The organism is Dietzia sp. NPDC055877 (genome assembly GCF_053615975.1).
The window spans coordinates 1-20942 of the sequence record NZ_JBSHCV010000028.1; the positions used below are offsets into that span (position 1 = coordinate 1).

At 69.8% G+C, this 20942-nt stretch carries 19 protein-coding genes; 8 read left to right on the plus strand and 11 right to left on the minus strand.

The window, feature by feature from the left end:
* Positions 1-113: 113 nt before the first annotated feature.
* Positions 114-1928, minus strand: coding sequence for a malto-oligosyltrehalose trehalohydrolase (gene treZ / locus ACWGLC_RS17140; protein WP_452100999.1), 1815 nt, complete (start codon positions 1926-1928; stop codon positions 114-116).
* Between the two features lie 88 nt (positions 1929-2016).
* Here treZ and ACWGLC_RS17145 point away from each other — a divergent pair, with 88 nt between their 5' ends.
* Together ACWGLC_RS17145 and ACWGLC_RS17150 are read left to right on the plus strand one after the other, a co-directional pair.
* Positions 2017-2694: an IMPACT family protein gene (locus tag ACWGLC_RS17145; protein ID WP_452101000.1), complete on the plus strand. Its 678-nt coding sequence runs from the start codon at positions 2017-2019 to the stop codon at positions 2692-2694.
* 4 nt (positions 2695-2698) lie between these two features.
* A complete protein-coding gene (locus ACWGLC_RS17150; RefSeq protein ID WP_452101001.1) occupies positions 2699-2941 on the plus strand; it encodes a LapA family protein in 243 nt (80 codons plus the stop codon).
* Between the two features lie 22 nt (positions 2942-2963).
* Here ACWGLC_RS17150 and ACWGLC_RS17155 read toward each other — a convergent pair whose 3' ends face one another.
* Entirely contained in the window at positions 2964-3665 is a 702-nt protein-coding gene (locus tag ACWGLC_RS17155) for a nitroreductase (protein ID WP_452101016.1), read from the minus strand.
* A 346-nt stretch (positions 3666-4011) separates the two neighbouring features.
* Between ACWGLC_RS17155 and ACWGLC_RS17160 the strand changes: the two genes are divergently transcribed.
* A complete protein-coding gene (locus ACWGLC_RS17160) occupies positions 4012-4383 on the plus strand; it encodes an RNA-binding S4 domain-containing protein (RefSeq protein WP_452101002.1) in 372 nt (123 codons plus the stop codon).
* Between the two features lie 35 nt (positions 4384-4418).
* Here ACWGLC_RS17160 and ACWGLC_RS17165 read toward each other — a convergent pair whose 3' ends face one another.
* The 3 genes from ACWGLC_RS17165 to ACWGLC_RS17175 all read right to left on the minus strand — a co-directional run bounded on the left by ACWGLC_RS17165 (position 4419) and on the right by ACWGLC_RS17175 (position 11276).
* Entirely contained in the window at positions 4419-6908 is a 2490-nt protein-coding gene (locus ACWGLC_RS17165; protein WP_452101003.1) for a malto-oligosyltrehalose synthase, read from the minus strand.
* A gap of 2 nt (positions 6909-6910) precedes the next feature.
* The gene (gene glgX / locus ACWGLC_RS17170) at positions 6911-9055 is read right to left on the minus strand and encodes a glycogen debranching protein GlgX (protein WP_452101004.1); all 2145 of its coding nucleotides are present in this window, start codon (positions 9053-9055) and stop codon (positions 6911-6913) included.
* Positions 9056-9164: 109 nt separating this feature from the next.
* Positions 9165-11276 carry an acyltransferase family protein gene (locus tag ACWGLC_RS17175; RefSeq protein ID WP_452101005.1) on the minus strand — a complete coding sequence of 704 codons (2112 nt, stop codon included), beginning with the start codon at positions 11274-11276 and terminating at the stop codon, positions 9165-9167.
* 167 nt (positions 11277-11443) lie between these two features.
* Between ACWGLC_RS17175 and ACWGLC_RS17180 the strand changes: the two genes are divergently transcribed.
* On the plus strand, positions 11444-12055 hold the full coding sequence (locus tag ACWGLC_RS17180; RefSeq protein WP_452101006.1) for a hypothetical protein: 612 nt from the start codon (positions 11444-11446) through the stop codon (positions 12053-12055).
* On the opposite strand, the gene ACWGLC_RS17185 is transcribed toward ACWGLC_RS17180, so the two are convergent.
* Positions 12006-12713 (minus strand): NUDIX hydrolase, encoded by a 708-nt coding sequence (locus ACWGLC_RS17185; protein WP_452101007.1) that lies wholly within the window; start codon positions 12711-12713, stop codon positions 12006-12008. The genes ACWGLC_RS17180 and ACWGLC_RS17185 overlap by 50 nt on opposite strands.
* Positions 12714-12866: 153 nt before the next feature.
* Between ACWGLC_RS17185 and nadA the strand changes: the two genes are divergently transcribed.
* The 3 genes from nadA (at position 12867) to ACWGLC_RS17200 (ending at position 15408) form a co-directional block, all read left to right on the plus strand.
* Positions 12867-13847 (plus strand): quinolinate synthase NadA, encoded by a 981-nt coding sequence (gene nadA / locus ACWGLC_RS17190; protein ID WP_452101018.1) that lies wholly within the window; start codon positions 12867-12869, stop codon positions 13845-13847.
* 80 nt (positions 13848-13927) lie between these two features.
* Positions 13928-14773 (plus strand): carboxylating nicotinate-nucleotide diphosphorylase, encoded by an 846-nt coding sequence (gene nadC, locus ACWGLC_RS17195; protein WP_452101019.1) that lies wholly within the window; start codon positions 13928-13930, stop codon positions 14771-14773.
* Between the two features lie 116 nt (positions 14774-14889).
* Positions 14890-15408: a hypothetical protein gene (locus tag ACWGLC_RS17200; protein ID WP_452101008.1), complete on the plus strand. Its 519-nt coding sequence runs from the start codon at positions 14890-14892 to the stop codon at positions 15406-15408.
* A gap of 52 nt (positions 15409-15460) precedes the next feature.
* Here the strand turns inward: ACWGLC_RS17200 and ACWGLC_RS17205 are convergent, their stop codons facing one another.
* From ACWGLC_RS17205 to ACWGLC_RS17220, 4 genes are read right to left on the minus strand one after another with little or no spacing between them, the layout of a single operon-like run.
* Positions 15461-16009 (minus strand): hypothetical protein, encoded by a 549-nt coding sequence (locus ACWGLC_RS17205; RefSeq protein WP_452101009.1) that lies wholly within the window; start codon positions 16007-16009, stop codon positions 15461-15463.
* Between the two features lie 51 nt (positions 16010-16060).
* Positions 16061-17047 carry a cation diffusion facilitator family transporter gene (locus ACWGLC_RS17210; protein WP_452101011.1) on the minus strand — a complete coding sequence of 329 codons (987 nt, stop codon included), beginning with the start codon at positions 17045-17047 and terminating at the stop codon, positions 16061-16063.
* Positions 17044-17625 carry a transporter substrate-binding domain-containing protein gene (locus ACWGLC_RS17215; protein WP_452101012.1) on the minus strand — a complete coding sequence of 194 codons (582 nt, stop codon included), beginning with the start codon at positions 17623-17625 and terminating at the stop codon, positions 17044-17046. Before ACWGLC_RS17215 ends, ACWGLC_RS17210 begins: the two co-directional genes overlap by 4 nt.
* Entirely contained in the window at positions 17622-18803 is a 1182-nt protein-coding gene (locus tag ACWGLC_RS17220) for a zinc-dependent alcohol dehydrogenase (RefSeq protein ID WP_452101013.1), read from the minus strand. Before ACWGLC_RS17220 ends, ACWGLC_RS17215 begins: the two co-directional genes overlap by 4 nt.
* Positions 18804-18990: 187 nt before the next feature.
* Here ACWGLC_RS17220 and ACWGLC_RS17225 point away from each other — a divergent pair, with 187 nt between their 5' ends.
* On the plus strand, positions 18991-19644 hold the full coding sequence (locus ACWGLC_RS17225) for a serine/threonine protein kinase (RefSeq protein WP_452101014.1): 654 nt from the start codon (positions 18991-18993) through the stop codon (positions 19642-19644).
* 27 nt (positions 19645-19671) lie between these two features.
* On the opposite strand, the gene ACWGLC_RS17230 is transcribed toward ACWGLC_RS17225, so the two are convergent.
* A complete protein-coding gene (locus ACWGLC_RS17230; protein WP_452101015.1) occupies positions 19672-20811 on the minus strand; it encodes an alkaline phosphatase family protein in 1140 nt (379 codons plus the stop codon).
* Positions 20812-20942 lie beyond the last annotated feature (131 nt).

A 20942-nucleotide genomic window follows, 5' to 3' on the forward strand; every position in this document is an offset into this window, starting at 1 on the left:
TCAAGATGAACGAACTCATCAACGGTGTTGCGCTGGCTCCCTGAGACCGCCCGAGTAGAGATGTTCCAAACACTCTTCTCGAGGGGGCACGGCGGGAAGCGGTACCCCGTCGATCAGCCGGCGTCCTTCTTCAGTACCGCGAATCCGAACGCCTGGCAGAACACCGAGTCCGTGTCGGCGACCGCTCCCGAGGCCAGCAGCGCCTCGCCGTCCAGCGGAACCCGGCACGGTTCGGTACCCAGATTGACCACGAGGGCCACCGATCCGCGGTGAACGACGAGCCACCGGTCGTCCGCCGCCTCCGTTCCCGTCTCGACGCGGACAGAGCCCAGCCACGGATCACTGAGCTCCGGCTCGGCTCGCCGCAGGGCGATCAGCTCCCGGTATGCCCGGAGGATCCCGGCGTGCGGCTCGGCGGTCTGCTCGGCGCGGTCGAGTTTCGACCGGTGGAACGTCTCCGGGTCCTGCGGGTCCGCCACCTCGGCCGGGTCCCAGCCCGTCGCCGCGAACTCCCGCCGCCGACCACCCCGCACCGCATCGGCCAACTCCGGCTCGGGATGCGAGGAGAAGTAGCAGAACGGTGTCGCTGCACCCCACTCCTCGCCCTGGAACAGCATCGGGGTGAACGGCGAGCACAGCACGATCGCCGCCCTGGCCAACAGTTGCTGCGGTGACAAGCTCATCGACGGCCGATCGCCGGCCGCGCGGTTGCCCACCTGGTCGTGGGTGAGCGTGTAGGCGACGAAGCGCGATCCCGGAAGGCGATCCACGTCCACCGGCCGGCCGTGCACCCGGCCCCGGAACGACGACCACGTCCCCGCATGCACGAACGCCCCCGTCAGCGCCTGACGCAGCGCCTCGAGTGAGCCGAAATCCGAGAAGTATCCCTGCCGTTCTCCGGAGATCGCGGCGTGGACGGCGTGGTGCACGTCGTCGTCCCACTGGGCGTGCAGTCCGAGACCGCCGGCCTCCCGCGCGGTGATCGTCCGCGGATCGTTCCGGTCCGACTCCGCCACCAGCGACAACGGCCGCCCCAGATGTGTGGACAGCGACTCCGTCGCCACTGCCAGCTCTTCGAGCAGGTGCACCGCCGAGCCGTCGTGCAGGGCATGCACCGCATCCAGCCGCAACGCGTCCACATGGAACTCGTCGAACCACCGCAGCGCATTGTCGATGATGTATCGCCGCACCTCGCCGGAATGCCGGCCGTCCAGATTGAGCCCCGACCCCCAGGGTCCGTCAGCCGCTGACAGATACGGCCCGAACTCCGGCAGGTAGTTCCCCGACGGCCCCAGGTGGTTGTAGACCACGTCCAGACACACGGCGAGCCCGCGCGCGTGACATGCGTCGACGAACTCCTGGAACGCGTCCGGCCCGCCGTACGCCTCGTGCACCGCGAACCACGCCACGCCGTCGTAACCCCAGCCGTGCTCGCCGTTGAAGGCGTTCACCGGCATCACCTCGACCATGTCCACGCCGAGGGCGACCAGTTCGTCCAGATGCTCGATCGCACTGGTCAGGGTCCCGCCGGCCGAGAACGTGCCCACGTGCATCTCGTAGATCACCGACCCGGCCAGCTGCCGCCCCGTCCAGGACGAATCGGTCCAGCGCGCCGGGTCGACGCGGTGCACCCGTGACAGCCCGTGCACACCGGAGGGCTGCCGCGTCGATCGCGGGTCGGGTCGGGCGGGGCTCCCCTCGTCGTCGTCGCCCGTCAGCACGAACCCGTAGTCCCTGCCCTCCTCCCGGCGCAGGTCCGAGGCCCACCATCCGTCGTCGGTGCGGTGCATCGGGATCGGGGTGGCGTCGGCGGAGTCGAGAACCAGGCCGACGGCTCGGGCGTGCGGCGCCCAGACCGAGAAGACGTCATCGAGAGGATTGGGCGAGGGATCGCGGTGGGAGTTGGTCGCGTGGTGCGGGGAGGTCACACGGCCCAGGGTAGGCAAGTGTCGCGCGGGATGTGCGGGGCCGCGGGCGGTCGGGCGGGGCTCCGTGCGGACCGTGATACTGGGGGGCATGGACCAGACCGCGCCCCGCGCTCTCCGCCTCAACGCCGGATCGGACGTGACGGGGGAGTACGAGGAGAAACGCTCCAGGTTCGTGGCGGTACTGCGCAGGTGCGACGACGACGAGGCCGCCCGCGCCCTGATCGCCGAGCTCCGGGCCACGTATCCGACCGCCCGCCATCACTGCAGCGCCTACCTGGTGGACGCGGACGGCGCCGGCCGGATCGAGCGGTCCAACGACGACGGTGAACCGTCCGGGACCGCGGGAACCCCCATGCTGGACGTACTGCGTGGCAGCGGGCTGACCGGTCTGTGCGCGGTGGTGGTGCGGTGGTTCGGCGGCACCAAGTTGGGCACCGGCGGGCTGGCCAGGGCGTATGCGGCGGCGGTGACGGACGCGGTGGACGAGGCGTGGCGGGCCGGACGCGTGGTGGAGGTCGTGCAGACGCCGGCCTGGGTCGCCGAGGTCGACCACGCCGTGGCCGGTGGACTCGAGTCGGCCCTCCGCGCGGCCGGGGCGCAGGTGCTGGATGTGGACTACGGGCGGCGGGTGCGGTTGAGCGTGGCCGGCGAGTTCGAGGTGCTCGGACCGATCCTCGCTGCCCGTACGTCCGGGGGCGTCGAGTGGGAGTCCGCAGGGGTCGCGACCACCGAGAACGCGGTATCGCGCCGGGATATGGAATCCTGAGTACATGAGCATGCAGCCCTACCAGCCGAACTCGATCGAGCTCCGGAAGCAGCAGGTCCGCAAGAATTCGCGGAACACCGCGATCGCGCTGGGCGTGACGGTTGTGTCTCTACCGCTCGCCTTCTGGGCAGCGAGCTCGTTCATCGTCCTGGCGATCCTCGCCGGGATCGCCACCGTCTACTACGGACTCAAGGTGCGCAAGGGCATCAAGGGGCCAGATTCCCCGCGCGGACAGATCGGGTACTGACGGCCCCGGTCACCGTCCCGGCTCAGTCGTGCCGACGCACCACATCCGCGAGCTCGGCACGCTCGGTACGGAACGCGTTCGCGGGGTGCTCGGTGTCGGCGTGGCCGAACGCGATTCCGCACACGATCAGCCGGTCCTCCGGAATGCCCAGGTGCTCGCGGACCCCGTCCGAGTACAACGCCAGCGCGGCCTGCGCGCAGGTCGCCACACCCAGCGATGACGCCGCCGCCAGGAACGTGGACACATACGCGCCGCAGTCCACCGCGCCGTAGGTGCCCAGCCCCGCGTCGGACGTGATGATGGCGACGTGCGGGGCGCCGAAGAACCGGTAGTTCTCGAGCATCTGACGCGCGCGGGCGTCGTGATCGGACCGCTCGATCCCCAGCGCCGAGTAGAGCCCGTACCCGCTGGCCCGGCGGCGGTCGCCGTACACGCCGTCATAGCGCTCGGGTGCCGGGAGATCGGATCGCATGTCGCTGGACACCACGTAGTCCGTGAGGGCCTTGCCGAACGCGGCCGTCGCATCACCTGACACCAGGTCGATCTGCCACGCCTGCGAGTTACACCACGACGCGGTGCGCTGCGCCATTCGCAGGATCCGCTCGATCGTCGCCTCGGGAACCGGCTCCGGGGTGAATGCTCGGCAACTGTGGCGATCCTCGAGGATCCGCTCGAGCACAGCAGCCGCATCCGAGCCAACGCCGTCGTCGGTCGTGCTGTCGATGGCGGGAGCTGTGACGGTCTCGAAATTGGTGGTGGCGTCGGACACGGGGCCTCCAGAGGGGAGTTCGCTACTTGTGACGTCAGTCTCCCACGAGTGAGAGCAAGAGCTGTCGCCGCCGTCTCGTGAACCTGCTCTCGTGCCGTCTGAAGGTTGCTACGAGTCCGCGGTTGGCCACGACATCAGCCGGCACCCATCGGGTTATTCGGCACCTATCGGATCCCATAGGTTTTCCGCAATCCGATGGGTCTCGCGGGTAGGGCGTTGGCTCGAGTAAACCCACGCGGGACGGGACGTGGGGGTGGCCCGGCGTGTGGGCCGGTGATGAGCAGACGGATACGCTCAGATCATGGGAGTTCGGGTGGACGCATGGACCTGGTCGGTGCGGTTGTTCCCGTCCCGCACCAAGGCGGCAGCCGCGTGCAGGGGCGGGCACGTCAAGGTCAACGGCGAGGCGGTGCAGCCCTCGAAGAGCGTGGTCCCCGGCGACCGGGTGCAGGTCACGGGCGCGCTGGGGCGGATCCGCATACTCGAGGTGGTCGAGACCGTCAGCAAGCGGGTGGGGGCGCCGGTGGCCGCGACCTGCTTCATCGACCATTCGCCCCCGCCGCCGCCCAGGGAGATCGTGGCGTCCCAGCCGAGGCGGGATCGGGGCGCCGGCCGGCCGACCAAGCGGGAGCGGCGCGAGACCGACCGGCTGCTGGGCCGCGAGCCGCGCTGAGCCGCTGCGGGGGCGCAGGCTCGGCGCCGTCGGTCCTACTGACGGACGATGACGACGACAGGGGCCGCCGCCAGCAGCTCACCCACGTCCACGCGGCCCGAGATCTCGGCACCATCGGGGCGCACCACCCACGAACCCGCGGGCAACTCGGCGACCGTCCCGAGGAACTCGTCGGCTGCCTTCGCTGCCGTGCGTAGTCGGGCGATGAGTCCGACCGCGGGCCGGCTCCCGTCGGCGGCGGGCCCGAGAGACCGCCGGAACGCCACGACGTCGGCGGCGGCCGGGCCGTGCACCGGTATCGGCAGGTACGCGCCACCGGCCATCGCCTCCGGATGCTCGCGCCGCAGCCTCAGGAGTTCGCGCACCAGCAGGAATTTGGGATGCCCGGCCCGCGCGACCGCCCCCGACCGCAGCGGTCCGAAGTCCACGAACCGGCGGTTGTCGGGGTCGACGAGCGAGTCCTCCCAGACCTCCGTGCCCTGGTAGACGTCCGGCACGCCGGGCGACAGCAGTTGCACGGCCTTGGCCACGAGCGAATTGTCCCGACCGGCAGGCGCGATGCGCTCGACGAACGCGCTCACCGCCCCGGCCCCGGAGTCGATCAGCGCGTCAATCCACCGGTGCATCCGCGACTCGAACCCGGCATCCTGGTCGGTCCACGTCGTATGGACGGCGGCCTCGCGCATCGCCTTGTCGGCGTACGCGTGCAGTCGCGAGCGAAGCTGCTCGGACGGGCCGCCCGGCTCCGGCCACACGCCCACGATCACCTGTAACAGGAAATACGCGGCGTCTTCGGCGGGCGGTGGGAACTCGTCGAACACCGCCGTGACGAATCCGGCCCACTCGTCGGGGACCTGGGACAGTACGGAGATCCTGGCGCGGACATCCTCACCGCGTTTGGTGTCGTGGGTGGACAGTGCCGTCATGGCCCCCGGGGTGGAGGCAGCCCGCTCGGCCATCGTCAGATGGAACGCCTCGACCGACAGGCCCATCCGCCCCGGCGACCCGCCCACCTCGTTGAGCGAGACGAGCCGACCGAGCCGATAGAACAGCCGGTCCTCTTCGGCTTTCGCGGTGGCGGCCCCGGTGACCTGCGCGAGCCTGACCGACGCCTCGCCCCCACGGGCGAGGGCGCGGGCCACGAGTGCGAGCACGCCTTCCAGCTCGGGTCGCTGACCTCGCAGTACATCCACGAGGAGCGGGAGCGTGCCATGCAGGACGGGATAGTCTGCCCGGTAGAACGGCGTCAGCGCGATCACGGCGAGCAGTGCCTCCCGCAGGTGGGCGTCGGCGCCGGTGGTGGCCTCGTCGTCGGGACCATGGCCGTCGGTACCGGCACCGTCGCCACCACCGCCGCCACCACCACTGTTGCCACCACCACCGTCGCGGCGCACCGCCCGCACCAACCGCGCCAACTCGGGCGCCAGGTCCTCGCTCACGATCCGGCGCTTGATCTCCGCGGACTGCGCGTGCACCTTCGCCTCGTCGCCGGACTCGCCGCAGAACTGCGCGGCCAGCTCGGACAGCCGCGCCTCGCCGCGGGCGTCGACCAGCAGCTGGTCGATGAGGCGCAATGCGTCGTACCCGGTGGTTCCGTCGACGGGCATCGCCGGATCCAGCAACTCGGGCGGCGTCGTGGCGTCGCCGGGCGCGAGGATCTTCTCCAGCAACAGCCAGCGCTCGTCGCCGACCAGCTCGCGGAGCCGCCGTGTGTAGTCCACGGGATCGGCCAGCCCGTCGGGGTGATCGACGCGGATTCCGTCGACCAGATCCTCCTCGCACCACCGGCGCACCTCGGCGTGCGTGGCGTCGAAGACGGCCGGGTCCTCCTGCCGCAGCCCTGCCAGGCCGGTGACGGTGAAGAACCGCCGGTAGCCCAGCAGCGGCTCGCGCCAGTGCACCAGCCGGTAGTGCTGCCGGTCGTGGACCTCCCGCGCCGAGCCACCGTCGGTGCCGGGGGCTGGCCCGTCCGTGCCGGGCGCGATCGGGAACCGGTGCTCGTAGAAGTGGAGCTCCGCCTCACCGCTGGGAGTGTCGGTGGGGGCGACGACGACGAGGTCCGCCACATCGTCCGGCGATCCCAGCACCGGGATGGCGATCCGACCGTCGGCGCCGTTGGCGGGGGACGTGTCGAAGTCGAAGAACGGGTAATACGGTGACTCCGGGCCCCTGCGCAGGGCATCCCACCACCAGGGGTTGGCGGCCGGCTCGTCCACACCCAGGTGGTTGGGCACGATGTCCACCACCAGGCCCAGTCCGTGCTCCCGGCAGGCGGCCCGTAACTCGCGTAGTCCGTCGATCCCACCGAGCTCGGTCGAGACCGTGGTCGGATCCACCACGTCGTAGCCGTGGGTCGAGCCGGGCGTGGCCTCGAGGATCGGCGACAGGTACACCGCACCCACCCCGAGGTCGGCGAGGTAGGGGAGCAGATCGCGGGCGTCGGCGAGGGTGAAGCCACGGCCGTCGGGGTCGGAGGAAGGGGTGCGGAGCTGGAGCCGGTAGGTGCTGGAGGGGAGCCGGCGCACGGTCAGCTCAGCTTCCGCAGGACCACTGTCGAGCGGCCGTCGACCGAGAGGGAACCGTCGGCCGGCAGAGCGGGGGTCTCGTCGCCCGTGTGGCTCGCGGTGTCCAGGACGACCTGCCACTCGTGCGCGTACTCGCTGCCCAGGAGGGCGAACTCGATCGGCTCGTGGTGGGCGTTGAACAGCAGCAGGAACGAGTCGTCGATGATCCGCTGGCCACGCGCGTCCGGCTCGTGGATGCCCTCGCCGTTGAGGAACACGCCCAGGGACTTGCCGAAGCCGGAGTCCCAGTCCTTGCTGGTCATCTCGGAGCCGTCCGGGGCGAACCAGGCGATGTCCTGCGGGTCCTCCTCGCCGCGCAACGGTGTCCCGAAGAAGCGGCGGCGGCGGAACACCGGGTGGTCCTTGCGCAGCCGGATGAGTGCGCGGGTGAACTCGAGGAGGTCGGTCTGTTCCTCGTCGAGCTCCCAGTTCATCCAGGCGAGCTCGTTGTCCTGGCAGTACACGTTGTTGTTGCCGTCCTGGGTGCGGGCGATCTCGTCACCGTGCGCGATCATCGGCGTGCCCTGGGACAGGATGAGCGTGGTGAGCAGATTGCGGCGCTGCCGGTGGCGCAGCGCGAGCACGTCGGGGTCGTCCGTGGGGCCTTCGACGCCGCAGTTCCAGGAACGGTTGTGGCTCTCGCCGTCGTTGCCGTCCTCGCCGTTGGCGTCGTTGTGCTTCTCGTTGTAGCTGACCAGGTCGTTGAGGGTGAACCCGTCGTGCGCGGTGACGAAGTTGATCGACGCGGTGGGACGGCGGCCGGTGTGCTCGTACAGGTCGGAGGATCCGGTCAGTCGCGAGGCGAATTCGCCCACGGTGGCGGGCTCACCGCGCCAGAAGTCGCGAACCGTGTCACGGAACTGCCCGTTCCACTCGGTCCACAGCGGAGGGAAGTTGCCGACCTGGTAGCCGCCCTCGCCGACGTCCCACGGCTCGGCGATGAGTTTGACCTGACTGACCACCGGGTCCTGCTGCACCAGGTCGAAGAACGACGACAGCCGGTCCACGTCGTGCAGACCGCGCGCCAGGGTGGAGGCCAGGTCGAAGCGGAAGCCGTCGACGTGCATCTCGAGGATCCAGTAGCGCAGCGAGTCCATGATCAGCTGCAGGGAGTGCGGGTGCCGCACATTGAGCGTGTTCCCGGTTCCGGTGTAGTCCATGTAGTGCTGCTCGTCGCCCTCGACCAGCCGGTAGTAAGCCTGGTTGTCGATGCCCCGGAAGCCGATCGTCGGCCCCAGATGGTTGCCCTCGGCCGTGTGGTTGTAGACCACGTCGAGGATCACCTCGATGTCCGCGTCGTGGAAGGTCTTGACCATGGCCTTGAACTCGGCCACGGCGTCGCCCGGCTTCTCGGCGAACGCGTACTCGTTGTGCGGGGCCAGGAAGCCGAAGCTGTTGTAGCCCCAGTAGTTCCGCAGCCCCAGGTCGATCAGGCGCTGGTCCTGCATGAACTGGTGGACGGGCATCAGTTCGATGGCGGTGACGCCAAGGTCCTTGAGGTGCTCGATGATCGCCGGGTGGCACAGTCCGGCGTAGGTGCCCCGCATCTCGGCCGGAACATCCGGGTGCGTGGCGGTCATGCCCTTGACGTGGGCCTCGTAGATGACGGTGTTGTGGTATTCGTGCCCCGGCGCGCGGTCGTTGCCCCAGTCGAAGAACGGGTTGATCACCACGGTGGTCATGGTGTGCCCGAGCGAGTCGTCGGTGTTGCGCTCCGCGGGATCGTCGAGGTCGTAGCTGTGGAGGCTGGGGTCGCCGTCGAACGCACCGCTGAACGCCTTGCCGTACGGGTCGAGCAGGAGCTTGGACGGGTCGCACCGCAGCCCCTGCTCGGGCTCGTAGGGTCCGTGCACGCGGTAGCCGTAGCGCTGGCCGGGGGTCACGCCGAGCAGGTAGCAGTGCCAGATGTGGCCGTCGACCTCGGTGAGTTCGATGCGCGACTCGACGCCGTCGCGGTCGATGAGGCAGAGCTCGACCGCCTCGGCGACCTCGGAGAACAGCGCGAAGTTGGTGCCGGTCCCGTCGTAGGTCGCGCCGAGTGGATACGCGGTGCCCGGCCAGGAGCGGACGAGTTCGGGAGCGGACGGCTGGGGGTCGGCGTTGGTCACGAAGTCCAAGAGTAGTGCTTACGCCGCGCGCAGGACCGCCTGTGAATCGAGCCGCTGGTCAGCGTGCTCGACACCGGGGGTCCAACAACGGAAACGGGCTACGCCGGGGTCACCACCAGCCGGTCGCGGGTCCCAGTTGCCGGGCCAGCTCGCCCGAGGCGGACCGGACCCACGACCCCGACAGGTGATGCGAGTCGTGGTAGACGATCACGTTGCCCACCACGACAGGGCAGCTCTCGGGGTCGCACAACCCGTCGGTCAGGTCGATCAGCCGCACATTGTCGAGTCCGGCGGCGGCGAGCGAGGCGGGGTTGATGGGCGAGATGGACCTCTCGCGCGGCATCCCGCACTCCTCGGGGGTGCCGCCGTCGCCCAGGCAGTCGCTGGCGCGGATCGGTCCGCGGCCGTTGTTGAGCCACGGGGTGTCGCGGATGGCGATCACGTTGATGCCCTGCTCGCCGAGCGCACGCCACAAGTCGACGTACTGCCGCGGGGCGACGTCGGGCCCCATGACGCCCACCGGCCGGGTCGCCGTGGTGAACACGAAGTCCGGCTGCAGTCCGGCCACGGCGCCCAGAGCCTTGGGGGTCCATTCGGCGCAGCTCTCGTACAGCAGTTCGTCGTTGTCGGAGACCGTGGCGTCGAGGGTGAGGGGGCAGCCCATCTTGAGGACGGTGACCACCCGGAACCCGTAGTGGCGCCCGACCTCGTCGAGTCCGCTGATCCAGTGCTCGGCGTGGGATCCGCCGGTCAGCGCGATGGTGCGGGTGGCGGCCTCGTCGCCGTAGACGCACAGGATCACGTCACTGGACTCGAAGGTCGAGATGCAGCCGTCCATGGTGCTGGGCGGCAGGTCGTGGCCGACCTGGAGGAGGGAGGGCAGGTACGGGGCGTCCGCCGGGGCGCCGACACCGTCGAAGAAGGCGCGGGCGCCCGGGTGGACAGGGTCGGTGAGGGAGTCGACGTAGGGGACCGACGACCGGGAGGAGGCGGTGGCGCTCCACCATCCGACCGTGGCGAGGGAGGCGACGGCGGCGACGACGACGAGCGCGGTCGCACCGACGAACTGGCGCTTCTGGCGGCCCGTTCGCGCGGGTGCGCCCCTGAGCATGTCGCGCGCGAGGGCGGCGGGGGTCTTCTGCCCCTTCGCCCGGCTGGCCATCCGTAGCGGTCGCTCGATGTACTTCTCGGTGATCAGGGCCAGCACGAGCGAGATCACGATGATCGCCGTGCCGGAGACGAACGTGGTCTCGTTCTCCCTGTCGTAGGACAGCCACAGGATGAGCAGTGGCCAGTGCCACAGGTACAGCGAGTAGGAGATGTCGCCCAGTCGGCGGAACACCTTTCCGGACAGCAGCCAGGTGATGGGGTCCCTGGCGGGGGTCGCACGCTGGCCCGCGGGCAGGTTGCCGCCGAGCACGATGAGCAGTGCGCCACCGATGGGATACCAGGCGAGCGGGCCGGGGAAGTATGCGGCGCCGTCGAAGAAGAACCCGGTGCTCACCACGAGGAACAGGCCGGAGACCGTGGCTATCAGACGCAGCGGCCACGGCAGGACGATGCCGGCGAGCACGATGGCCACCAGACCGCCGATGAGCAGCTCCCACATGCGGGACGCGGTGTCGTAGTAGTTCCAGGCCTGGTTCGCGTCCTGCCCGATCGCCGACCACCACACCGAGGCGATGGTGCCGGCGGCGACCACGGCGACCAGGAACCGTTTGGGGGTGCCGCGGCGCACAAGGAGTCGCCAGAGTGCGGTGCCGCCGAGGATCACGGTGAGCGCGATCAGATAGAACTGTCCCTGGACGGACATCGACCACAGATGCTGCAGCGGGGAGATGGTCGCATCGGCCGCGGCATAGTCCGCGGCGGTGTACGCCAGTTCCCAGTTCTGGTAGTAGAGCAGCGACGCGACGGTCTGGTCGAAGATCGCCGCCCACTGCGTGGGCGGCTTGATGAGCATGGTGCCCAGGACCGTGGCGGCGATGGTCACCGCGAGCGCCGGGTAGAGCCGCCGCACGAGGCGCTGGAGGTGGGGCAGGGGGTTCAGCGGCGTGCGCGTGCTACCCGCGCCGCGGAGCAGGGACCCGAGGAAGAAGAACCCGGACAGGGCGAGGAAGACGTCGACGCCGCCGGAGACCCGGCCCATCCAGATGTGGAACACCACCACCAGGGCGATCGCCAGTCCCCGCAGGCCGTCGATGTCGTGCCGGTATGCCATCGTCTTCCGCGACCGACCAGTGGTCGCGGGAGTAGAGCTGGTGGCCACTGGCGGGTACTTCCTGACGTCTCGTCCGGTTGAAAGGTGGGCGGAGCCGGGTCCGATTAGACCACAGCCACCCCGGATCTCCCGTTTCGGTGCGCCCGGGCGTTGGTACAGTCCCGCTCATGACCAGCACGTCGTCGTCCACAGGTGACCGGCGCAATGTCCGTGGGTTGCCGCGCGCGGTGGGGACCCTCGTCGGGCTTCTCGCGCCGTTCGTCGTCGCGGTGCTGGTGTGGATTGTCACCGCGCCGCGCTCGGAGCTCTTGTCCGTGGGGCAGGGGCGGGGCGTCCGGTTCCCCGACGCCGGCGTTGACGGCGGAAGCCAGCTCCTGATGCTGGTGGTCCTGCTCGGCTTCGCGTCCGTGTGCGCCGCGCTCGTCCTCTGGCACCGGCATCCGGGACTGCGACGCCCGCTGGGCGTGCCCGCGCTCGCGCTCCTGCCCGGGCTGGCGTGTGCCCTCGCCGCCATGGACGCCACGCGGATCGCTGACCTCGTGTCCTCGCCGCCGCAGGACGCCCCGGCCGGTGAGGTGATCTCGCAGGCGCCGGCCGTCGGGGCCCTGTTCTCCGACCGGATGATCTACGGCACCTCGGGGCCATCGTGGGACTGGTTCCCGCCGGGCGCGGGCTGGCTGGTGTGGGGCACGATGATCGCGCTGTTCGCGGTCGCGGCCCTGGCCCACTTCAGCCGTCTGCCGGACCCGGTGGCCGGAGAGTCGCGAACTGATCGGTGATCCGTAGCCGTCGCTCGGCGAAGCGGTAGAGCGCCGCCGGTCGACCACCTGACGGGCCCGGGGGAGCGCTGCGCCCGCACCGCACGAGCTCGCCGCGCCGGGTGAGGATCCGCTGCAGGTTGGTCGGGTCCACCGGGTGCCCGAGCGCGGCACCGTAGAGCTGCGCGAGCAGGGAGAGCGTGAACTCCTCGGGGGCGAGGGCGAAGCCCAGCGTGGAGTAGGAGAGCTTGGCCGCCAGTCGGAGCCGGGCGCGGGCGATGATCTCCGCGTGGTCGAACGCGGTCTCCGGCAGGTCGTCGACCCGGAACCACGCGGTGTCGTCCGGGATGTCGGGGTCGGCGTCGCTCGGCAGCACGCCGAGGAAGCCGGACGCGAACACGCGACGACCCGGCACACGCCCCGGATCGGAGAAGTCGGACACAGATTCCAGGTGGCTGAGCTCCCGGACATCGACCTTCTCGTCGAGTTGACGCGTGGCGGAGGTGGGGAGGTCCTCGTCGTCACGAACCTCACCGCCGGGCAGCGCCCAGCGTCCGGCGGCGGGGCCCAGGGAGTGCTGCCAGAGCAGTACGTGAAGCGACGGCGCGGCGGCACCCGGGGTCGGCCGTACCTGGCCCACGACGACGAGCACCTCGTGACCGGTGTTACACTCATGCACGTTTTCGATTGTAAGACGAAAACGCGGCCGGTGGGGTATCGGCCCGAACTTTCTACCCGAGAGGGGGCAGGGATGAGCACTGCCACTGGAACCGACACCGCCGTGGGGCGGCTCGATTCGCCGCTGGCCGGGAAGATCCGCCACGACGGATCGATGTACACCGGCGTCGAGCCCGACGAGATGTGGGCCTCGGAGATCCGCAGACTCGCCGCCGAGCGCGACGCCGTGATCCTTGCGCACAACTACGAGATCCCGGCCATCCAGGACATCGCCCACCACGTGGGGGACTCGCTGGCCCTGTCGCGCGTCGCGGCGAGCGCCGAGCAGTCGACCATCATCTTCTGCGGCGTGCACTTCATGGCGGAGACCGCCAAGATCCTCTCGCCCGAGAAGACGGTCCTCATCCCCGACGAGGCCGCCGGATGTTCGCTCGCCGACTCCATCACCGCCGAGCAGTTGGCCGAGTGGAAGTCCGAGCACCCGGACGCCGTCGTGGTCTCCTACGTCAACACGACCGCCGCGGTGAAGGCACTCACCGACATCTGCTGCACCAGTTCCAACGCGGTCGACGTGGTGGAGTCGATCGATCCCGACCGGGAGATCCTCTTCCTGCCCGACCAGTTCCTCGGGGCCCACGTGCGGCGCAAGACTGGCCGCGACAACGTCCTGGTGTGGGCGGGCGAGTGCCACGTCCACGCCGCGATCAACGGCGACCAGCTCACCGCGAAGTCGGAGTCCCATCCGGGCGCCGAGCTGTTCGTCCATCCGGAGTGCGGCTGCGCGACCAGCGCGTTGCACCTGGCCACCGAGGGTGCGGTGCCCGCGGCGCAGGTCAAGATCCTGTCGACCGGCGGGATGGTCGACGCGGCCCGCGCCTCCGGCGCGCGTGAGGTCCTGGTGGCCACGGAGGTCGGCATGATCCACCAGCTGCGCAAGGCGGCGCCGGAGATCGACTTCCTGCCGGTCAACGAGGACGCGAGCTGCCCCTACATGAAGATGATCACCCCGGCCGCGCTGCTGCGTGCCCTGGTCGAGGGTGCCGACGAGGTCGACGTGGACTCCGTCACCGCCGAGGCCGCGCGCGGGTCGGTCGAGCGCATGATCGCGATCGGCAATCCGGGGACGGGAGAGTGAACGACGACGACAGCGCCCCTACCCACGGCGCCCCGACCTTCTATACCGACACCTTCGATACCGACACCCGCGCGGACGCGTTGATCGCGATCCGTCGTGCGCTCGAGGAGGACCTGCGCTACGGCCCGGACGCGACCTCGCTCGCGACCGTGCCGGCGGACGACCGGGCGACCGCGCGACTGGCCTCGCGATCAAACGGGGTGGTGGCCGGTCTACCGCTGGTCGAGATGGTCCTCGCGGAGGTGCTGGGAGGCGACGATTCCGGAGCCGGCTCCGACGACTTCGCCGTGACCCTGCTCGCTGCCGACGGCGACCGCGTCGAGGCCGGCGAGGTGGTGGCCGAGATCGCCGCGCCGACCCTGGGACTGCTGACCGCCGAGCGCACGCTGCTCAACCTGGTGTGTCACCTGTCCGGTGTCGCGACGGCGACGCGGGTGTGGGCCGACGAGCTCGCCGGCACCGACTGCGCCGTACGTGACACCCGCAAGACGATGCCCGGCCTGCGGCTGCTGCAGAAGTACGCGGTGCGTTGCGGCGGTGGTGTCAATCACCGGCTGGGGCTCGGGGACGCGGTCCTGGTCAAGGACAACCACGTGGTGGCCGCCGGCGGTGTGCTGCCCGCGCTGGCCGCGGTCCGTGAGAGGTTCCCGCAGTTGCCGTGCGAGGTGGAGGTCGACTCGCTGGAGCAACTGGACCAGATGCTGGACGAGAAGGTCGACCTGGTCCTGCTCGACAATTTCCCGGTCTGGCAGACCCAGATCGCGGTGCAGCGACGCGACAAGGTCTCGCCCGGCACGCGCCTGGAGTCCAGTGGGGGACTGACGATCGATGTGGCCGCCGATTACGCGCGCTGTGGTGTCGACTTCCTTGCCGTGGGCGGTCTGACGCACTCGGTCGGCTTCCTGGATCTCGGCCTGGATATGTGAACACCGTGTGTCGTCGACCCGGCGCGGGCGCCGACCGGGCAGCGGTGTGAGGTCGGCCCCCATCCGGGTGCTTCGATGAGGCGACAACGGGTGTCGGCCGCGTAAAGTCGTCCGCCATGACGGGCTTCTGGGATTCGGGCGATGTATCGGCGGCGGAGCGGCGGCAGCGTCGTATGGAAGAGGCTCGCCGCCGGGTCGAGTCGGGGGAGAACTCCCCGCCGCCCCCGCCCGCAGCGCCCGCCGCGGCCACCAGGAGCCGCACTACCCGTGCCCCCAGAGCCGCGACCGTCGACCCGGTGTCGGTGGCCGATGCGCAGTACGCGGTGTGGCGCAGCGTCCAGCATTTCTGCCTGAGCGATTCGCTGCCGGACGCCAGCGGTAAGAACCTCGATCTGCTGATCGCGTGGTCGGATTCGATCCAGCCCTTCCGTCTGCGTCCGCGGATCGTCGCCCGGCTCGACGGCGACGGCGCCTGGCTGCCGGTCTGTTACGCCAAGGACGGCTCCCGCGACCCCATCACGCAGGCGCAGGCCGAGCGTTACCGGGACGCGCGTGTCGAGGGCGCGGGGCTGTCCGGTGGGGCACAGAAGCCGCTCAAGGAGACCGACCACCCGGAGTCCACGGTCACCCTCTGATCAGCGCGTCTGAACAGCGGGTCAGAGCAGCGGGTCAGAGCAGCGCGCCGGGTCAGCGCGCCGCGAGCGCGAAACGCCGACCCTCGGGCAGTGGGCCGACGCTCACGAGGACCTCGTCGGTGCCGGCCTGCCGTGCTGCCGAGTCGGTGGTCTCCTTCTGGGTGGTGACGGTCGGGGTGATGGCGGGCGGGGTGCCCGTCTGGTCGTCGTGGTCCACGCCGGGTCGGCCGCCCGCTCGCGTGCCCTCGCCGACCAGGGCGGTGTCCTCGTCCAGCGGTGCGACGGGGACGATCGTCCCGGCCTCGACGAGGGCGATGACCGCAGTGCGCGCGGCGCGGGCGTAGCGCAGGTTCCGAAGTGCGGGGGAGTCGGTGTCGGGCGCGTCCGGGTTCACATCGGCCACCCGCAGCGGCTCGCCCGACGGTGCCTCATAGGCCTCGCACACCGACTCGACCAACTCGTCCAGACCGAGGCTGTCCCATTCGCCGAGCTTGTCCACGATGATCATCCGCGCGCGCTCGAGCACGTCCGGCTCGGGAACCGTGGCGGCGTCGACGGCGTCGGTGATCTCGTCCTCATTGGTGATTCGCCGAGTAGTCATGCCCCGAGGGTGCCAGGCATGGCGCCGCATCGCAGCCGGTGGGCGCCGGGCTCAGGACGGCCGATGCGTGTCGTGGACCTCGTCGACCACCGTCACCACGACGTCCTTGAGCTTCCAACTCAGGTCCGTCAACCGGCGCCGCACGGCCGTCAGCATCTCGACCGTGACCTGCTGCCCGTCGGCGGGGACGAGGAACGCCTCGACGTGAAAGACGTGGCCCTCGTCGCGCACGCGGGCACCGTGGTCGTCGGCCCAGGCGACGCCGTCCAGAACCTCGTCGATCTCGTGGACCAGCGGGTGGGGGTCGGTGCCGTCGAAGCGGGTGGGGCGCGCATCGGCCAGGCCCTGGATCGCGCCGCTCACGTTGGCCCAGCCGTCCCGCAGGATCGATACGCTCACCACCAGCGCGGCCACGGCGTCAGCCCACCACAGGCCCATGCCGATGCCCAGCACGCCGACGATCGTGGCGATCCCCGTCTTCCAGTCGGCGCGGTTCATGTCGGCGTCGGCGTAGAGCACCTTGTCGTGCAGCGTCTCCGCCGGCTCGGCCTTCATCCGGCCCAGGATGACGGGTCCGATGCAGGACAGCGCCATGACAGCCACCATCAGCCAGCCGACCCAGATCACCTGTCCGCCGATCTCCACGACGCCCAGCGGCGGCCGCTCGCCGGCCAGGAGCCCGGAGCCCGAATCCACGACGAGGAACAGTCCCATCGCCAGCAGTGCGACCCCGGCGACCAGGTGTCCGATCCCCACCGCCCGGTGATATCCGTACGGGAAGTGGGTACTCGGTGCCCGGTGGGCCACACGGGCGGCGATGAGGAACGCGATCGGCGGGAGCAGCGAGAGCGAATCCTCGATCCACGCGACCTTCATCGCCTGCGACTGGCCCGACACGAGGTAGACGGCCGCGACCGTCACGAGCAGGACCGCGATGGTGGTCCACTCCAGCCGCACCGCCCGCCGTTGAGCCGCCTTGTGCTCTGATGACTGATCGTCGTCGAGTGTGCCCGCGGCGGGCCCGGACTCCGGGCTCATGACGCCTCCCCGGTGCGTGCGAGGTAGGTTTCCAGCGCCACGAGCAGGGCGTTCTCGCCGAGCGGGGTGGCCATCACCATCTCCTCTGTATCCCCGTCGGGGGTGACTTCCTGGGCATATGCTCTTGTCAGCGCGACTTCCTTCTCCCACGGCGAGTCAGCGGTCAGCCCGCCCACGACGATGTCCAGGTCTCCGCGGGCCATCGCCATGATCAGCTCGCTCTCGGCGCCGGGGGTCCATTCCACCGTCGCGTCGTATTCGTGCGCGAACCCGGTGAGCAGGTCGACCTCGCGGCCGGTCACGGAGTCGTCGTCGCCCACCTCGGTCCAGGGCGGGTTCTCCGAGACCCCGACGCGCAGCGTGCCGCCGGTGATCCGGTCGAGGCTGCCGTCGGTGTCCTTGGGAAACGGGCTGCCGCAGCCGGCGAGGAAGGCGGTGAGGACCGCCAGAAGGGCGACGACGGCGACGGCGACGGCGGCGACGCCCCGACCGGTCCCCGAGCCCGCCCACGCCGCACCGGATACTGATCGCCGGGACGCCGCGGGCGTCAGACCGTGTGGGGCAGGGGAGTGGTTCACGGCTCGAGAACCACCTTGACGGCGCCGTCCTCCTTCTTCTGGAACATCTCGTACGCGCCCGGCGCCTCGGCCAGCGGGAGTCGGTGCGTGGCGAAGTCGTCGACGCCCAGCGGGTCGGCGTCGGTGAGGAGCGGCATGATCTCCGGAACCCAGTGCTTGACGTTCGCCTGGCCCATCTTCAGCGTGACCTGCTTGTCGAAGAGCGTGAGCATCGGCAACGGGTCGGCGCTGCCGCCGTAGACCCCCGAGAGCGAAATGGTGCCACCGCGGCCGACGATGTCGATCGCCGAATAGAAGGCGCCGAGCCGGTCGACGCCGGCGTGCTCCATCATCTTCTTGCCGAGGAACTTCGGGAGGAGCCCGACCGCCGTGTGAGCCGCGGATGCTGCAGGCGAACCGTGTGCCTCCATCCCCACCGCGTCGATCACGGAGTCAGGCCCGCGGCCGTCGGTGATGTCCCGGATCGCGTCTCCGACCTCGCCCGGCACCGCGGTCGGGTCGAGGACCTCCACCCCGCGGTGGGCCTGCCGGGCACGACGCTCGGCCACCGGATCCACACCGATCACCCGGTGTCCGCGATGCTGCGCGATCCGGGCCGCCATGTCGCCGATCGGGCCGAGCCCCAGTACGACTACCGTGCCGCCGCCCGGGATCAGGGCGTACTCCACGGCCTGCCAGGCCGTCGGCAGGACATCGGAGAGGTAGAGATACCTGTCGTCAGCGTGCTCGTGCGGGACCTTGATGTGCGTGTACTGGGCCTGCGGGACGCGCAGGTACTCGGCCTGCCCGCCGGCCACGCTGCCGTACAGTTCGGAATAGCCGAACAGCGCGGCTCCCATGCCCTGGTCGCGGACCTGGGTGGTCTCGCACTGGGTCTGCAGGCCCTTGCCGCACATGTGGCAGTGGCCGCACGAGATCTGGAAGGGCATCACCACACGGTCCCCGGGTTTCAGGTCGGTGACCTCGGCCCCGACCTCCTCGACGATTCCCATCGGCTCGTGGCCGAGGATGTCGCCCTCGTTCATGAACGGACCCAGTACCTCGTACAGGTGCAGGTCCGAACCACAGATATTGGTGCTGGTGACCTTCACTATCGCGTCGGTGGGCTGCTCGATCCGCGGATCCGGGACGTCCTCTACCCGGACGTCTCGCTTGCCGTGCCAGGTGACTGCCTTCATCGCGGGCTCCTCTCGGGTGTTGCGATGCGCGTTCACGCATGTCACAGACCGTAGTGAGACGGGGGGTCGGCCGCATCCGGTCCAGGTGCGGATCGGATCGACGAGGGTTTGCCCGGGGCGGATGAGATTCGTATCATGTTGTTCAGGTTCGGGCGGATCGCCGCCGGCCAAGTAGATGGTGGTGACGATGAGCAGCTCACCCGGCAACTTCGGTTGGAACGATCCCGGCGCCTCCGGCCCGGGTCCCCTGAGCCCGCCCCAGTCGCGCAACGGTGTCACGTGGGCGCTCGGTGCGCTGGTAGTGGTGTTGGTGGTGGCGCTGGCGGGCGTGGTGGGATATCTGCTGGCGGCTCCGGACGATGAGCCCCCGGCAGCGGTACCCGCGGAGTTCTCGAGCCAGCAATCTGCTCCCGAGCGCGTCACCGTGACGGCGGCGCCAGCTCCTTCCGCGTCGCCGCCGGATGTGGCCACCACTGTCACCCCTGTCGGAGATCGGGGAAACACAACTGCAGGGGACCTGGGGCTGCCCATCCCCATGACGCGGCCTGCATGCGACGGGCGCGGGATCGTCGTGCTGTACTCGGCGGTGACCCCGGGCGACTACGCGCAGGAGATCGCGTCGGCGCTGGAGCAATACCCCGGCGCGTCCTATCTACGCACGGACATGGCGTGCCCGTCGCTGCGCCAGCGTGACGAGAACGGGAACGTCATCTATGCGGTATATCGGCCCTCGGGCTATTCGAAGCAGGAACTCTGCTCGGACGTTCGTTCCGCCGGGTCGACGGCATACGGCCGGTGGTTGGACACGACGAGCGATCCGTCGGTCCTGGTGACCTGCTAGTCCGATGGTGGCCGCGCCCCCGGGCGTTCAGCGCACGATGAGGGGGATGTGCTGCTCGGCAGCTGTGTTGGCGCCGTGGTGGCCGATCAGTGAGGATTCCAGCTTCTCGTTCCGCGATCGGGTGAGGACGACACCGCCGGTCGCTATCGCGATCACGTCGCCCAGCCGGTCGGCATGGTCACGCCCGGGGCCGAAGAGGCTCTCGTCAAGTGCCTGTTCCCGGCTGAGGACACGTGCGTGGCCCGCGAGCTCCGACTCCCAGGCGGAGAGCACACTCTGTTCGGCGCCCGGGCGCGCATATGCGTGACGAACGCGAGCTTCCCCGGCCACGGTGGCGACATCGGCGAGCAGGGCGGGGGTCGTGTCGATGTCAATGGATGTCTCTGCCGTGACCATCCCGTGGTCCGCCGTGACGACCAATCGGCAGCCGCGCGGGAGGTCCGTGGCCAGATCGGCGATGAACGCGTCGACCTCGCGGAGCGACTGCAGCCACTCCGGTGAGCCGGGCCCGTGGATGTGGCCGATCATGTCGAGATCCCCGAAATAGGCGTAGACGAACCGTATCGTCCGGGAGGGGCGGGCGACGGTTTCGACCACCGCGCGGCTGATCTCGTCGAGGGCGTTGGCTGGCCGGTAGTCGCCGCTTGCTCGGAACGCCGCGCGGGTGAGCCCCGAGTCGCGGAAATCGTCGCGCATGATGTAGGTGACGTCGACGCCGTCGGCGGTCAGCAGCTCGAGAAGACTGGGCAGTTTCTGGACGTCCCGGGGCGGGAAGCGGTCGATCGCCGTGGGCCCTCCGGCGGAGTCGAGCGTCCATCTCAGCGGGTTGAACGATGTCGACCCCTCGGAGTCCGATATCCGGAAGCTGTAGCCCACGATTCCGTGCTTCGAGCAGGGCGCGCCGACCGCGAGGCTCGTCAGGCTTGTCGCCGTAGTGCTGGGGAACCCGGCCGAGATCATCCGGGTGGCCATCGCAGCGAGCGTGGGCGCCTGCTCGGCGTACCGGCGTATGAGTTCCGCGCCCAGCCCGTCTACGAGCACGAGCACCGCGTCCTGAGCCGGCTCCAGCGCCAGGGGGTTGGGGCTCTCGGTTCCCAACGTGGCCGCGAGGGAGGGCATGACGTCGGCCAGGGAGTTGTTCGCGGGGCTGGACGGAATCGTGGTCATGCGCTCACCTTCCCCTATCTCTGGAGCGCGCGAAGCGAGATGTCGCACCGCGGGTGCCAGCCGGCGTCAGAAGGGTGGTGGGTCGGTGAGGTTGTCGATGATGGTTTTGAGTTGGTTTTCCAGGGCGCTGT